This window comes from Bradyrhizobium vignae (assembly GCF_004114425.1).
In the GTDB taxonomy this organism is placed as follows: domain Bacteria; phylum Pseudomonadota; class Alphaproteobacteria; order Rhizobiales; family Xanthobacteraceae; genus Bradyrhizobium; species Bradyrhizobium vignae.
In genome coordinates, this window is the sequence record NZ_RDQF01000032.1 from 17,422 (window position 1) to 32,180 (window position 14,759).

Sequence of the window (14,759 nt, forward strand, 5' to 3'; positions counted from 1 at the left end):
TCAGCTCTTCGGCCCCGCTTTTTCATCCCCCGGCAGCGGATAGTCCGCCCCCTCCCACGGCGAGAGGAAATCGAACTTGCGGAATTCCTGGTTGAGCCGGACGGGCTCGTAGACCACCCGCTTCTCCTGGTCGTCGTAGCGGACCTCGACGAAGCCGGTGAGCGGGAAATCCTTGCGCAGCGGATGGCCCTCGAAGCCGTAGTCCGTGAGGATGCGGCGCATGTCGGGATGGCCGACGAAGAACACGCCGTAGAGATCGTAGGCCTCGCGCTCGAACCAGTCGGCGCCGGGGAAGACGTCGATCAGCGACGGCACCTGCGTGGTCTCGTCGGCCTGAGCCTTGAGCCGGATCCGCGCGTTCAACGTCGGCGACAGGAAGTGGTAGATCACGTCGAAGCGCTTCTCGCGATCCGGGTAGTCCACCGCCGTGATGTCGGTGATGTTGACGAAACGGCAGTTCGGGTCATCGCGGAGGTACTTGACCACCTCGACGATCTTGCTGGCCTCGACATCCACGGTCAGCTGGTTGAAGGCCACCGAGTGACCGGTCGCGGCGCCCGGAAGCGCGCTAACGATCGTCTGCCCCAGGGCGTCGAGCTTGGCGTCGTCCATGACGTAAAACCTTAGCGTTCGATGGTGCCGGTGCGCCGGATCTTCTTCTGCAGCAGCAGCACGCCATAGAGCAGCGCTTCCGCCGTGGGCGGGCAGCCCGGCACGTAGATGTCGATCGGCACGATGCGGTCGCAGCCGCGCACGACCGAGTAGGAATAGTGGTAGTAGCCGCCGCCATTGGCGCAGGAGCCCATCGAGATGACGTAGCGCGGCTCCGGCATCTGGTCGTAGACCTTGCGCAGCGCAGGCGCCATCTTGTTGGTCAGGGTTCCCGCGACGATCATCACGTCGGACTGGCGCGGCGAGGCACGCGGGGCGAAGCCGAAGCGCTCGACATCGTAGCGCGGCATCGACACCTGCATCATCTCGACGGCGCAGCACGCGAGACCGAAGGTCATCCACATCAGGGAGCCGGTGCGCGCCCATGTGATGAGATCGTCGGTCGCGGCCACGAAGAAGCCCTTGTCGGACAGCTCGGAACTGACCTCGAGGAAGAATGGATCATTGGCCCCGACCGGCTTTCCGGTCGACGGATCCAGGATGCCCTTCGGGGCCGGCGCGATGACCGGACCGGTGGACGATGCGGGGTTCAATCCCATTCCAGTGCTCCCTTTTTCCATTCGTAGGCGAACCCGACCGTCAGCACGGCGAGGAACACCACCATGGACCAGAAGCCGGTCGCGCCAAGCTTGCCGAACGCCACAGCCCAGGGAAACAGGAACGCCACCTCGAGGTCGAAGATGATGAAGAGGATGGCGACCAGATAGAAGCGGACGTCGAACTTCATGCGGGCGTCGTCGAAGGCGTTGAAACCGCACTCATAGGCCGAGAGCTTTTCCGGGTCCGGCTGCTGGAACGCCACGATGAAGGGCGCGATCAGCAGCACGAGACCGATGAGGCCCGCAACGCCTATAAAGACCACGAGTGGAAGATAGTTCTGAAGAATGCCGCTCATTGACGAGCCCTTTTTCCCGCAGCCTCGGGAGAGCCACGGATTCGTCCGATTTGGAATTATTCTGAGCCTTAGCGCAGTGCACCAATGGGCGCAAGACACGCTCGTTTCAGGCCCTTTGCCGCTCCCAGCGCGGCGAAAATCCCGGAATCACCCCGCGGCTGGTATGGAGCAGATCGCCGGCCCCAGCAAGAGCGGTGACGGTTTCGCTGGCCCGCAGTTCCGAGATTGCGGCGCAGGGGTCAAGGCAGCTATCGCCCGCGCTTTGACCGACCAAATGTACACTTTTTCTGACGACACGTGCAGCCCAGGCAACAGCCGGCCGCCGCCTTGACATATTTTGCCGAGGGTCCTTTTTCCAGGGGGTCCCCCCGAGCGGTGCAGCCAAGGAGCCATTGAGGGCGCTGCCGCGATCGGGACAGATGCAACATAGGACACCTATCCACAGCTGCGGACGATCAGAGAGCCATGCGCCACGAAAGGGCCGGGGCTCGTCTGGCGAATGCGTCGGCGGTCAGCTCCGGACCTGACCACGAGCGCGGCAGCGGCGACTTGCTGGTCGCTCGCGCCGCGCTCGGATGAGCTCCGGGCCGGGGGGCATGGCCCGTGAGCTCATCGTGACGCCAGATCAGCTGTCTCCAGGCGGAGCCGAAGGACGTTCACGACCCGTCGGTCCAAGTCCCACAGCCTGCCGCCACGGCCCCGCCCTCGCCTGTCCTCACCATTTGTAGGAGACGCTCGCGGTGACGCGCCGACGGTCGCCATAGAAGCAGGACGTCGGGAACGAACAGCTCGCGACGTAGATCTTGTCGGTCACGTTGATCACGTTGATGGCCGTGCGCCAGTTCTGCCATTCGTAATGAAGGGCGAGATCGCCAAGCACCACCGCGGGAACCTCGAGCGTGTTGGCGGGGTCGGCCCAGGAGGAGCCGACGTAACGGACGCCGCCGCCAAAACCGAATCCTTCGAGCGGACCTATCTTGAAGGTGTAGTCGGCCCACGCCGAGACCAGAAGCTGAGGCGTGTTGGTCGGCGTCTTGCCGACCAGCGACGGATCGAGATCCCTGCTGTTGAAGAGGTGATAGGCGGTGAAGGCGCCGATCAGCTTGAGTTCCTTCGTGGCATTGGCCACCGCTTCGAGCTCGATGCCGCGAGAGGTCACCTCGCCGGTCTGGTTCAGCAAGATCGGCGTGCCCGCGGTCGTCGCCACGTTCTGACGCTTCAGGTCGAACACCGAAGCCGTGAAGTAACCGTCGAACCCCCTCGGCGCGACCTTCACGCCGATCTCGGCCTGTTGTCCGGTCTCCGGCAGGAACAGCTGGTTGCTGGCGTTGAGACCGATGACCGGGTTGTAGCTCGTCGCATAGGAGACGTAGGGCGCGATGCCGTTCTCGAAATTGTAGATCAGCCCGGCTCGCCCGCTGAACTTGCTGTCGTCGCGGCTTGCGACCGTGGCTCCGGTGTCGCGGCCCGCCTGCGTCGTCTCCACCCAGTCGTTGCGACCACTCACCACCAGTGTGAAGTTGCCGAGCTTCATCTGATCCTGGAGATAAGTGCCCGCCTGCTTCTGCGTGATGAGGAAGTTGCGGAACGGCGCGCCCGTGAGCGGAATGTCGAGACCGTAGACGGGATTGAAGACGTTGATCGAAGGGACGGTGCCGAAATTGAAGTTCTGGTAGTCGTCGATCTGATAGCCCCTGAGATCCACTCCGAACAGCATCGTGTGCCGCACCGGTCCCGTGTTGAAGCGATACTCCAGCTGGTTGTCGAGATTGGCCTGGTTCGCGGTGTCCTTTGCGTACCAATTGTAGCGGCCCATCACGGCCGTATTGATGTTCTCCCAACCGTTGCCGATGTAGCCGCGATAAGTCAGGTCGATATGCGCAAACCGCGCGTTCTGCCGAAAGGTGAGGTCGTCAGTGAGATTGCGCTCGAACCGATAGCCGAGCATCTCCTGCTCGCGCGTGAACTTGTCGACACTGGGATCGCCGACGAAGAAGCTGGTCGGAATCTTGCCGAACGGCGCATCGGTCACCGTGCCCTGGTACGGGAGGAAGTTGATGCCGCGGGTGTCCGTCTTCGACGCCGATGCGAGAACCGTGAAGGTTGTGTCGGCATCGGGCTTCCAGGTGAATGACGGTGCGATGAAGTAGTTGTTGTCCGGCGTGAAGGCGACCTGCGTGCCACCGTTCCTGACCTCGCCGACGACGCGGTAGAACAGCTTGCCATCTTGGGGCTGGGTTGCGATCGGCCCGCCGACGTCGAAGCCGACATAGGCGTTGCCGAAATTGTTGACGCCGGTCTCGATGTAGCGGATCGGTTCGGCCGGCGGCATCTTGCTGATGACGTTGACGATGCCGCTCGGGCTCGAACCACCATAGAGCACGGCGGAAGGACCGCGCAGCACCTCGACGCGCTCCATGTTGGATGGCGGCAGACGCCAGCTCGCATAGGAGGTGTAGAACAACTGCATACCGTCGAGGAACAGTCCGACGTCGTCGGACTTGAAGCCGCGGATCAACCACCAATCGTTGCGGGTGTCCGCACCGAAGGTCCCTGCCCGAACGCCAGCGGTGTAGCGCAGCACCTCGTCGAGCTTGTTCGGCTTCTGGCCACGGATCTGCTCGGCGCCGATCACCGAGACCGATTGCGGTGTCTCGATGATCGGCGTGTTGGTCTTGGTGCCGGACGAGCTGCGACCCGCGACAAAACCGTTCACCGGGCCAAGCGGTGTCTCGACGAAGCCGAGATTGCGCTGCGGCTGGGGCTTGCTCCTGTCGGCGGTCTGCACCGACGATCGCGTCGCACGGCGCTGTGGGGTCGCAGCAGCACGTCTCCGGGTTTCCGGCGCGGTGACGGTCACCGACGGCAGATTCTGCGCGCCGCTCGGCGCCGAAGACTGTGCGAGCGATGCCTGCGGCATCAAGATCCAAGCGGATGCCGTCGCCAACACGGCCGACCGCAGCATTCCAAGACTGTTCAACGCGCCACCCCAAAGCTGCATGTTCGATGCATCATGCCGCCTGTCCCGGAACGGCATGCGCTTGCGGCGACTTATGTGAGGGCGCGCGATTTCCCTAATTGAAAGCTTCTTAGAAAGTCTCTTAGAAGTGCTTCAATAGTTCCGCGTGCCGCAGCGAGATCAGCGCAAATTCTTCTCGGCCTCGAGCATCTCGGCGGCGATCGCCGTGAGCTGATCGACCTGCCGCAGCAGTGCATGCAGTTCGGCTTCGCTCAGATGCTCCAGCAGACGGCGGTTGCGCTCCTGCGCGCCATCGACGATCGCATCATGCGCAGCGAGACCCGTCACGGTGAGCGAGATCAGCACCTCGCGGCTGTCCTTCGGATTGGCCGCTTTTGCGATCAGCTTGCGCGACAGCAGATTTGCGAGTGCACGGCTGATCTGTCCCTTGTCCTGGCCGACGGCTTCGGCGAGCCGCGCCACACTCATCGGCGGCCGCCGTCCGAGCGAGGCGACGAGACCGAACTCGACCGAGTTCAATCCAGTCAGCCGCTTGTAGCGCAGGATGGCGCCGCGTTTGAGCAAATTGGCAAGCACCATCAGCCGCGACGACAGCATCGCGGTGATCGGCGCCGCCGGCTCGCTCTCGTCCGTTTTCGATGACGTCGACCCGCCCCTGCTCTCGGTCTGGCCCATGATTCCACCTCTGCCAAGAAAGCCGGGGCGTGCCAAGCCCGGGCCGCTGCGGGCGCAACTAAGCCGCGGCGAGGACCACTCGAAATTGTGGGCCGCGCGACCACCTCGGCCTCGCCCGTGGTGGGTGGGCAGGGTCAACGTCATTCTAAAGGCGTTATGGCGCGCCGTGCGCTACTCCCCGCTCCCGGCCGCAGTCACGACCACGCTCGGCGCCCTGCTGTTCATCTCGGCCGCCCGCGCGATCCGGGATGGCATCGGCCGGGCGCCCGCCTGACGCCCCTTCCGGCCAACCCCGGCGAAACCAAGCGGGCGTATTAAAGCGCGATGAGATTTGGATGAATCGTCATCGCGCTTTAGCTTGTTGTTTACGCATGATCTTTCCGGAAAACCGCTTCGCACTTTTCCGGATCATGCTTTAATGAAACCATTTTGCGGAACCCGCGAAACCATCCGGAAACAGATGGTCCTTAGAAGAAGAGCCATAGACGGCGGTAAAGCCCGTCGGGAGGCTCAGATGAACCACTCTATTCACTCCGCTGATCGTGCGACCCACCTGAAGATCGTGGTGGTGGCGCTGGTGGCTGGCATCGTCGTGGCCGGCTTCGGGATCGCAGCCCGCACCCATGCCGATTACAGCCAGACCGCCCAGTCGAGCCATGTGATCAAGGCCGGCAAGCCGGTGGTGGTAACGAGCGCAGGGACGTCGGAGATTCGCTGATACGGCCTCTTCCGAGCCGGCCAATGGCCGCCCCCGGGGCGGCCTTTTTCGTTTTCCAGAGCAATGCTTAGCCGGGACGCTCTGGGGAAGCGCAACGTCCTTGACTTCACCATGTCCCCCCTTTAAGTCCCCCCTCGTTCCGCGCGCGTCCAGCGAACCACGCGGGAGTAGCTCAGTTGGTTAGAGCGCCGGCCTGTCACGCCGGAGGTCGCGGGTTCGAGCCCCGTCTCTCGCGCCATTCAATGGCGGAAGATCAATCACTTAGATTTGGCCGATACGGACCTTTCGACACTCGAGTGTCAGGATGGCCGGCGCCCTGACACTTTTGGTCCGGCTTCGTTCGTACCGGTGCGAATCCGCCGCGGAGCGCTCGCGCGCCGAAAATCACACACGGCCCAAGCCGCTGATGCCCAATAGTCCGCGGCCCCTTTGTTCTCGCTGCGTACACGTGCGACAAGAGGGCCGTGACACCGGGCCCCAAGATCAGCCTCGGCGAAAGCCGCAATTCACGTGCAGCAAATGCGGTCACCGCGGCGCCGAAGTCCGGCCGGATTTTCAGCCGCCACGCATGGGCACGGGCTGACGCCACCGGTCTAATCGTCCCAAGTGAGCTTCTGGCAATCGGCGCACTTGTAGATGCGCACAGGCTTGTCATTGCGGGTATTAAGGAGACGTTCCACCCGGCTCAATCGGCCGTTGCAGTGCGGGCAGGTACGGAATTGGTCTCCCCCTGCTCCCGGGGGATGAGGCGATGAAGAACCGATGCGAAGCATGGTGATGCTCGTCAGCGAACTCAGGAAGCAAGCTAAAGCAAATCTGCTTCGGATGTTCCGATACCGCGCCGAGCAGGACCGATCGCGGGGAACGAAGGTCACGGGATCAGATTAAGAGTCTCGCCGGCTCGCCGCTTGAGCTGGTGGAGCGGCCCCGGCCTACCCCCACACCACGCCCCGAAGCCGGGGCCGACTCTCCGCCGAAGCGACAGTTTCGGAGTATGCGTATGCGTTCCTCGCCGTCGATTGTGCCGGCGGATCGTCTCGACCGCGACATCTACCTGGTGCTCGAGGATTTCGGCGCATGCGCCGGCAGCGCCTGGCGCGAGACCGACGAGGGCGACACGGATCTCGAGACCGTGCTGCAGGACATCATCTCCGGCCAATACGCCTACCCGGTCAGGATCGTCTGCTTCAATGCCGTCGAGGGCTGGTCACGGGATGCGACCCCCGACGTCGCCGACGCGCTAGCCGAGCGCGTCGCCAACACGGACGCCGAGATCAGGCCAGCGCTGCAGGACTTCATCAAAGCCAACGCGAGACGGCGCCTTGACGTGCAGCTCGCGCTGCCCCTGCGCGGCGTCGGCTGATGGCAACCGAAGGCAAGCCTCTCGGCTGGACTGCCCCGGAGAAAGCCAGCTCGCGCGGACGCTGAACAGCCAAATCGGGCGCTCGTTCGCGACAGCGTCGGCACTCATGAACCGCACGAGATCGCGAAGGCAGCTGCGCGAGAACTCGGCCGTAATTATTGGGACCTGCTTTGCAAGCACTGGGAACCGAGGAGCGGGAGCAAAGTTGGTCTTGCGGATCACGCCTCGAAAACGTGATGCCGACACAAGGCCTCAGCTCGGTGTCAGCCCCGGAGCTGAGGCATTTTGTTGCCTGTGTACATTTTTGTACAAAGCTGCGGAACGCAGTCCGGGTTTCTGACTCATCCCACGGGGCCTTCGATGGGATGAAAACGTGCCGCGTTACACCTCCTTCGCCCGAGAGGCCGCAGCAACGCTGCTGCGAATGGCAAAAACAACAAAGGACCCGCAGGTTGCGTCGGGATTGATCCAGCGGGCGGCCGATCTAAAGGACCGCACTGGGGAGCTTGCCCCTGGTGAAATCGATGCGATGGCGGAAGAACCGCGACCTCTTACAAGGAACTAAGGCCGCCTCCACGGGCGGCCTCGATCGTCTCTGATCGTCCTTGCCCGCCTAATCGCGGTCGTGATGGTGATGGTGATGGTGTTCGTGGTGCTCGTGCCGGACGCCTCCACCTCCGGAATGCGCAATAGCGTTTGACGTGAGGGAGGTCGAAAGCAGCATAGTTATGGTTGGCGGAGTCACCGCCGCGAACTTTCCGCAAGTCTTCAGAAACTCACGCCGGTCGTCGTCTTCAGCGGGCATAGCGGCCAATCCTCTATTTTAGGGCGATCCAATATTAAACTAGCACGAATTAAATAAATTTAAATACGTTAATAGGTTCCAATTTTTTTCGGTGAAGCTACGGTTCCATGGTATTGTCCCTCGTAGGCGTGCTGAAGGGCGAGACATGGGGATCTACCTACATTTGCAAACCCACGGTATGGCACCGAGAGAGATTGCTTGTATTACAAAGGCTTACGAGCAAACCTTGCGTGCTCTATGTGTTAAAGATCGCGACGATCCCCTCACGGAACTGGTGGCGAAAACAATCATAAAGATCGCCCAAACAGGGCTCAAAGACCCTGCACAGATTTCAGCGCAGGCGATCACGCAACTCGAATTGCGGTAGGCGATCCCGACCGCTTGAAACTGAAACATTCCCGAGATCAGGAGGTTGGTTATTGGGCTTCGGGGCTTCGCAACATGCGAGGCGCGCCATGACCCCTCTCCCGGTGGGCGATGTGTTCCTCACGGTCGCAATCATGGCCGTGACGTTCGTGGTCGAGATCGGCCTTTTCATCCTGATCGGAATGTTCTGAATGGAACGCCCATCCCGCTCAGGATAGCGGGTGCCGGATGCCTTAGTTTCGGCTCAAATATTTCAAGATCCCCCGCAACCATCGCCCTCGTTCGGCGTCATGCTTGATTGCGGAGACTTCGCGATGGACGACGACGGCGAGGAACAGCAAGAGCTTGAAGATCAGATCATGCGCTACCGCATGATGGAGCGCGACGTCACCGATCCGCTCGCGCTCGGGCTCCTGCACGACATCGTCGCGGAATTAGAAGCTGCGCTGCAAGCTTCAAACGAGTAGCCGAATTATCAGAAAGACGGTATTGGCCTCAGTAAGAGGCGCGCTTAAGTACCGCCGCGCCGTATAGGAACCCCCGATATCAAGTGGTGTTGCGTCTCTATGCCTAGAGAGATCGCAATAGCGCTCTGGTCACTTGCCGTTGCCTGCGTGGTGGCGTTCAGTGTGGCCGCAATCGTTTCTCCTCACTAGTCGCCCAAAAGGCCGTCGGTGTCGGCGGCCTCTTTCCGCGCTTGATCCGATCCTCGTCGCCCTCATCGGCATCGCGACCCGCTTCGGTTCAAAATGACAAACCGCTGAAATTCCTCAGACAACAATCCCTCCCCGCCGAAGATCCGTTCGGCGGGTATGGAACGGCACAACTTCTAGGCACTCAAGTGGGCATTGCACGTAGTCCACGTAATCTGCCCGGCCGGTGGGTCCACCGGGAACTCTCGGCATAGTCAGCCCGCGCCCGAATCGTCTACGCCTGAAAGGACTTAGAGGGATCCCCGCATTCTCGGCTCTTCCAGGGGTTCCCCCGTCGGTGGATAACCCGAGGAGGCCATTCATGGCTAAGAAGGATTCCGCGAAGAAGGATTCGGCGAAGAAGGCAGCCGCTCCCGCCACGATCACGCTCAAGCACCTCGCCGCCGATATTGCGGAGCGCCAGGACCTGTCAAAAAAGCACGCCGAGGCCGTTCTGACCGACATGGTCGACCTGATCGCCAAGCACCTCAAGAAGGGCGACCGTGTCCGTATCGTGGGCCTTGGCATCCTCCAGGTCCGCAAGCGCGCCGCCCGCACCGGCCGCAATCCTGGCACCGGCGAGGCGATTCACATCAAGGCCAGCAGGAAGGTCGCGTTCCGCCCGGTAAAGGAACTGAAAGAGGCGATCTAGCACGTACGATTCATTAGGCCTGACCGGATCTCGTTCTCGCCGCATCATGATCCGCTTTTCTGATATACCGCCTGCTTCCCAAGACCTGCTCCCCAAGACCCGGCGGTTTGACCAGAAATGTCCTCCCTCTCCTTTTCGCATACCGTGACCGAGCGCTTCCTGCGCTACGTCACCATCGATACCCAGTCCGATCCGGAATCCCCCAGTTCGCCCTCGACCGAGAAGCAGAAGGATCTTGGCCGCGTGCTCGCCGCCGAACTGAAGGCGATGGGCGTCGAGGACGCGCATCTCGACGATTTCGGCTATGTCTACGGCACCATCCCGGCCAACACCGAAAAGAAGGTGCCGGTGATCTGCTTCTGCTCGCACATGGACACCTCGCCCGATGTCACCGGCAAGGACGTCAAGCCGCAGGTCGTGAAGAACTATCGCGGCGGCGATATCGTGCTGCCGGGCGACACCAGCCAGGTGATCCGCTTCGCCGAGCACCCCGCGCTGAAGAGCCAGATCGGCAACGACATCATCACCACCGACGGCACCACGCTATTGGGGGCCGACAACAAGGCCGGCGTCGCCGAGATCATGGATGCCGCGCATTTCTTCCTCACCAACCCCGACGTGAAGCACGGCACCATCAAGATCCTGTTCACGCCGGACGAGGAGATCGGCCGCGGCGTCGACAATGTCGACCTGAAGAAGCTGGGCGCCGATTTCGGTTACACCATGGACGGCGAGAGCGCCGGCTGCGTCGAGGACGAGACGTTCTCGGCCGACGGCGCCACCATCACCATCAATGGCGTCAGCGCCCATCCCGGCTACGCCAAGGGCAAGATGGAGCACGCAATCAAGATCGCCGCCGCCATCATCGAGCGCCTGCCGAAGGAAGGCTGCTCGCCGGAGACGACCTCGGGCAAGCAGGGCTTTCTACATCCGATCGGCATCGAGGGCGCGCTGGAGCAGGCGACCCTCTCCTTCATCGTCCGCGACTTCACCGAGGAAGGGCTGAAGGAGAAGGAGGTCCTGCTCGAGACCATCGTCAAGGACGTGATGAAGGACTATCCGCGCTCGACCTACAAGTTCGAGGTGCGCGAGCAGTATCGCAACATGAAGCAGGTGATCGATCGTCACCCGCACGTTCTCGAATACGCCATCGAAGCCATCCGCCGTGCCGGTCTGCGTCCGATGCGCACCGCGATCCGCGGCGGCACCGACGGCTCGCGCCTGTCCTTCATGGGCCTGCCCTGCCCCAACATCTTCGCCGGCGAGCACGCGTTTCATTCGCGGCTCGAATGGGTGAGCCGGCAGGACATGGAAAAGGCCGTGCAGACGATCGTGCATCTGGCCATGATCTGGGAGGAACGGGCCTAGGTCTCATACCGACCAGGCCCGGCCACCGCGCGCGGCCGAGCGAACGGTGGCTTCCCGCTGCGCCCATCCCGACAACGCGCCGGTGCGGCCGAGCCTAGGAACCGGCCGATGCGCCGGCCGTTACCGCCCGTCCGCCTCGGAATGCCCCGATAGAGCGCCGCTGTGACGCCATGGCCCGACCAGGCGGGGTCCCCGACCTCACCGGAGGAGCACGCGCGTCGCAGAACTCGAGCAGACGATGGGCATCCGTGACCTCGCGCAGTTCACGCCGCAGTAAGCGGCGGCTCCCCAGCCCGGCAGGATCAGGGCTATGAAAAAAGTTTCCGCGCACGCCTCGCCCGCTTTCACTTTCGTGCTGACAATGGGCGTGGTCAATCTGTTCGGCGACGTCACTTACGAGGGCGGCGCGAGCATCAATGGTCCCTTCATGGCTTCGCTCGGCGCCAGCGCGGCGGCCGTCAGCATCACAGCCGGCGCGGGTGAGTTTCTCGGCTATTCGCTGCGGCTCGGTGCTGGTTATCTCGCAGACCGCACCGGTCGCTATTGGCTCATCACTTTCGCTGGTTACGTCATCAACCTGTTTGCCGTCCCAGCCATGGCGCTTGCCTGGAATTGGCAGACGGCAGCCGCATTCATTCTAGCTGAGAGAATCGGACGCGCGTTGCGCAAGCCGACGGTCGAGGCGATGCTCTCCTACACGACGGGCGAGCTCGGCAAGGGATGGGTCTACGCCGTCAACACCGCGCTGGACGAGATCGGGGCCACCCTTGGCCCGCTTCTGATCGCCCTGGTCCTGCTCCTGAAAGGAGATTATCGGACCGGTTATGCGCTTCTGCTGATATCCGCCGTGTCCGCGCTCCTCGCGCTGGCCGTCGCACGCGTGAATTTCCCATTGCCGTCGCGGCTCGAGCAAGGCCAAACGGCGCCGGCGCGAAGCTTCGCTCGTCCGTACTGGCTGTACATGCTGGCGGGCGCCTTGTTTGCCGCCGGGCTCATGAGCTTCGAGCTGATCTCGTACCATCTGTCAAAATCGAAGATCGCATCCGAGCAGTGGATTCCGGTCTTGCTGGCGGCCTCGACGGCGTTCGGCGTGCTCGCAAGTCTCGCCCTGGGCAGGCTCTACGATCACCTCGGTCTCCCCGTGGTGATCGGCGCGGTGTGCCTCTCCGCCCCGTTCTCACCGCTCGTGTTCCTCGGCGACTTTCAGCTGGTGCTCGTCGGCATGCTGTTGTGGGGCGTCGGCTACGCGACGCAGGACACCCTGCTCAAGGCGCTCGTCGCCGAGGTGCTTCCCGAGGGAAAGCGCAACCTGGCGTTCGGCCTGTACTATGCAGGTTATGGGGTTGGGTGGCTGGCCGGAAGCATCGTCACCGGCCTGCTGTACGACCGCTCGATGACGGCGCTGATCGCGTTTTCGATTGCGATGCAGCTATTGGCGGTGCCGGTCTTTGCTCTGGCGCGGCGAACGCAAGCGCCACCACCCACCCTGTGATTAGCCGGGGAAGTCGGTCGCCTCCACGAACGAGAGCGGCCGACACGATCTTGTGCGAGCGATCCTACGGCACCGGCATCGCGCGTGGATTGCGATGGAAGCGGTTGGCGCTCGCCATCCAGTTCGGCAACGGCTCTCCATCCCGATGCCGTCCACCGGCGACGGCGGCAGCCCATGCCACCGCGGCGCCGACCAGGGTCGCGGCTGCGACCGAGAACGCCACGATGATCGAGTTGCGCCTGGCACGGTTGATGGCCGTCTTTGACTCTGCGATCAGGGTGTCGACCCGCCGTTCGGCGTCAGGTGCCGCAAGGCCCGTCACAGCCGCGACCTGTTGCACGAGGTAGGTCCGGTCGTCCGTGCTGACACCGCTGTGGCTGGACGACGTCATCAGGATCCGTCCCGCTTCCGCGCGTCCTTCCCTCAGATCGGTGTTCGGCGGGCGGCGCGGCGCGCGGAACAGCTTGTCGAGCTCATAGCTCAACAGCGGCTCGGCCGCGGACGTGTTGCTCGCCGAGCTGCGCATCGGCGAACGATCGATCGCAGCAGCGCCAAGAAGAGCCAGCAGAGCTGCGCCCAGGAGCACAGCGAGAGCCCAGGACGTCAGGCCATGCAAGCCGTCGCGCCGCTCGTCATCGTCCTCGATCTTGGCCGGCGCCGGCGCCGGTCGCGTTGTCCGGCCGGCGATATAACCGCCGAAGCCGAAGCTGATGATGGCCTGGATGATCAGATACAGCCCCGAGAGCAGCGCCAGCGCTGCCGAGGCATCGCGCCATGTCGGCGAAGCCGAACTGACGCCAAGGCCGATGGCAACACCAAAGCTCACCAGGATGAACGACATTGCGCCCGCCGCAAGCGCGCCTGCGAACACGGAACTCCACTGTATGGTTCGAGGAGCCTCGCCCGCCATGCCGCCTTCCATGACCTCTTCCCGCATGAGAGTTTCAACCGTCATTGCGGTGCTCTCAGCGCAAGCCGAAGAACGACAGGATCGCCATGATGACGACGATCAAGCCGATCAGATAAATCAGTCCGTCCATTGTCCGTCCTCCTCAGTCTCTCCTGCTCGCTAATCGCGAGGTATGAGGAACGTTCCAAATTGGACGGATCGCCTGGAACGAACGTGGAAGATGCGGGTTATCCGCTCAAGTCCCAAGGATAGAGAATGTGAGCACATGAGGCCTCAGCCGGTTCGTCCGGCTGGGGCCTTTCCGCGTTGCGGCCAGCTTTGGCTGTCCCTGTCCCATGTTAACGACGCAAGGGCCGGGATCATTGATGATGCGACGGGGCGGAACCTCCAGGTCAGGAGAGGCGCGTGGATCGCAGAACGGCATGCCTGCATCAGGCGAATGCATTTCGGGAGAAGGCCCTCGCCGATCCCGAGCACCACGACCAATGGATTGACGAAGCCATCAAATGGCTGGAACAGGCGATGGAAGCGAGCTGTCACGCCGTCATCACCATGGAGGCTGACGACGGCAGCGACGCTCCGGAGCCGGCCCCCACGGTCGCAGCCATGGCCCCGCATCGGCGCGTCATTATCCGCCAGTGATAGGCGCTGGCGACGTATCCACCGGTGCGGCAATTGTTCCAAGGACGTAACAATGTTGCGGGTCGACACTGTTCCCGCGCCCATGCTAGGCCGAGCACAGACCGCAACCAGAGTAACGTCGTGCTCGCAAACCGCCAGCCCTCGGGATCGTGCCGCTCGCGCAACTGGCGCGGGCTGCTGTCCGTGCTGATCGCGGTGGTCTACCTGCTCGCGAGCACGCTGCACGGCTCGCACGACATCGACGTGACCACGCCCGGCGGCGGCTCGGAGATCGCTACGGTCCTTGATGGCCCCCCGGGCCACGGCGACCACCCTAAGGTCATCGGCAGCCATCACTGCCATGGCTGCTTCTCGCTGACGGTGACGCAGCCGGCGCCATTGACCGCATCGGTCATGCTCGTGTCCGCAGCGAGCCCGCAACGTGCACCCAGGCTCGCCGGAATTGTCCTGGATACCGACTCCCCGCCTCCCAAACATACTGCCTGAACGGATTGGTCGGGCGGCCCGCGCCCGTTAGGTTCATCCTTCA

15 protein-coding genes and 1 tRNA gene are annotated in these 14,759 nt (G+C 62.8%); 10 read left to right on the forward strand and 6 right to left on the reverse strand.

Annotated elements, in window-relative coordinates:
• The 5 genes from EAV90_RS24280 to EAV90_RS24300 all read right to left on the reverse strand — a co-directional run bounded on the left by EAV90_RS24280 (window position 1) and on the right by EAV90_RS24300 (window position 5,222).
• The gene (locus EAV90_RS24280) at window positions 1-612 is read right to left on the reverse strand and encodes an NADH-quinone oxidoreductase subunit C (protein ID WP_027575316.1); all 612 of its coding nucleotides are present in this window, start codon (window positions 610-612) and stop codon (window positions 1-3) included.
• Between the two features lie 11 nt (window positions 613-623).
• Window positions 624-1,211, reverse strand: a complete 588-nt coding sequence (locus EAV90_RS24285; RefSeq protein ID WP_162500255.1) for a NuoB/complex I 20 kDa subunit family protein — start codon at window positions 1,209-1,211, stop codon at window positions 624-626.
• A complete protein-coding gene (locus EAV90_RS24290) occupies window positions 1,202-1,567 on the reverse strand; it encodes an NADH-quinone oxidoreductase subunit A (protein ID WP_008136158.1) in 366 nt (121 codons plus the stop codon). Before EAV90_RS24290 ends, EAV90_RS24285 begins: the two co-directional genes overlap by 10 nt.
• A gap of 715 nt (window positions 1,568-2,282) precedes the next feature.
• Window positions 2,283-4,532 carry a TonB-dependent siderophore receptor gene (locus tag EAV90_RS24295; protein ID WP_162500254.1) on the reverse strand — a complete coding sequence of 750 codons (2,250 nt, stop codon included), beginning with the start codon at window positions 4,530-4,532 and terminating at the stop codon, window positions 2,283-2,285.
• A gap of 174 nt (window positions 4,533-4,706) precedes the next feature.
• Entirely contained in the window at window positions 4,707-5,222 is a 516-nt protein-coding gene (locus EAV90_RS24300; RefSeq protein ID WP_122402998.1) for a MarR family winged helix-turn-helix transcriptional regulator, read from the reverse strand.
• Window positions 5,223-5,736: 514 nt separating this feature from the next.
• On the opposite strand from EAV90_RS24300, the gene EAV90_RS24305 reads away from it, so the two are divergent.
• The 8 genes from EAV90_RS24305 to EAV90_RS24345 all read left to right on the forward strand — a co-directional run bounded on the left by EAV90_RS24305 (window position 5,737) and on the right by EAV90_RS24345 (window position 12,678).
• Window positions 5,737-5,940: a hypothetical protein gene (locus EAV90_RS24305; protein WP_122406638.1), complete on the forward strand. Its 204-nt coding sequence runs from the start codon at window positions 5,737-5,739 to the stop codon at window positions 5,938-5,940.
• A 161-nt stretch (window positions 5,941-6,101) separates the two neighbouring features.
• Window positions 6,102-6,178, forward strand: a tRNA-Asp gene (locus EAV90_RS24310).
• Between the two features lie 762 nt (window positions 6,179-6,940).
• Complete coding sequence (locus EAV90_RS24315) at window positions 6,941-7,303, forward strand: hypothetical protein (protein WP_122402996.1); 363 nt, start codon at window positions 6,941-6,943, stop codon at window positions 7,301-7,303.
• Window positions 7,304-8,253: 950 nt separating this feature from the next.
• Window positions 8,254-8,475, forward strand: coding sequence for a hypothetical protein (locus EAV90_RS24330; protein WP_122402993.1), 222 nt, complete (start codon window positions 8,254-8,256; stop codon window positions 8,473-8,475).
• A gap of 313 nt (window positions 8,476-8,788) precedes the next feature.
• Entirely contained in the window at window positions 8,789-8,941 is a 153-nt protein-coding gene (locus EAV90_RS39665) for a hypothetical protein (protein ID WP_164937087.1), read from the forward strand.
• A 547-nt stretch (window positions 8,942-9,488) separates the two neighbouring features.
• The gene (locus EAV90_RS24335; RefSeq protein WP_122402992.1) at window positions 9,489-9,818 is read left to right on the forward strand and encodes an HU family DNA-binding protein; all 330 of its coding nucleotides are present in this window, start codon (window positions 9,489-9,491) and stop codon (window positions 9,816-9,818) included.
• Window positions 9,819-9,935: 117 nt separating this feature from the next.
• Window positions 9,936-11,186: a peptidase T gene (gene pepT, locus EAV90_RS24340; RefSeq protein WP_122402991.1), complete on the forward strand. Its 1,251-nt coding sequence runs from the start codon at window positions 9,936-9,938 to the stop codon at window positions 11,184-11,186.
• 361 nt (window positions 11,187-11,547) lie between these two features.
• On the forward strand, window positions 11,548-12,678 hold the full coding sequence (locus EAV90_RS24345; RefSeq protein WP_244607987.1) for an MFS transporter: 1,131 nt from the start codon (window positions 11,548-11,550) through the stop codon (window positions 12,676-12,678).
• A 64-nt stretch (window positions 12,679-12,742) separates the two neighbouring features.
• Here EAV90_RS24345 and EAV90_RS24350 read toward each other — a convergent pair whose 3' ends face one another.
• Window positions 12,743-13,633 (reverse strand): hypothetical protein, encoded by an 891-nt coding sequence (locus EAV90_RS24350; protein ID WP_122402990.1) that lies wholly within the window; start codon window positions 13,631-13,633, stop codon window positions 12,743-12,745.
• A gap of 360 nt (window positions 13,634-13,993) precedes the next feature.
• On the opposite strand from EAV90_RS24350, the gene EAV90_RS24355 reads away from it, so the two are divergent.
• Complete coding sequence (locus EAV90_RS24355) at window positions 13,994-14,230, forward strand: hypothetical protein (RefSeq protein ID WP_122402989.1); 237 nt, start codon at window positions 13,994-13,996, stop codon at window positions 14,228-14,230.
• A 120-nt stretch (window positions 14,231-14,350) separates the two neighbouring features.
• Window positions 14,351-14,716, forward strand: a complete 366-nt coding sequence (locus EAV90_RS24360; RefSeq protein ID WP_122402988.1) for a hypothetical protein — start codon at window positions 14,351-14,353, stop codon at window positions 14,714-14,716.
• The last annotated feature ends 43 nt before the right edge of the window (window positions 14,717-14,759 follow it).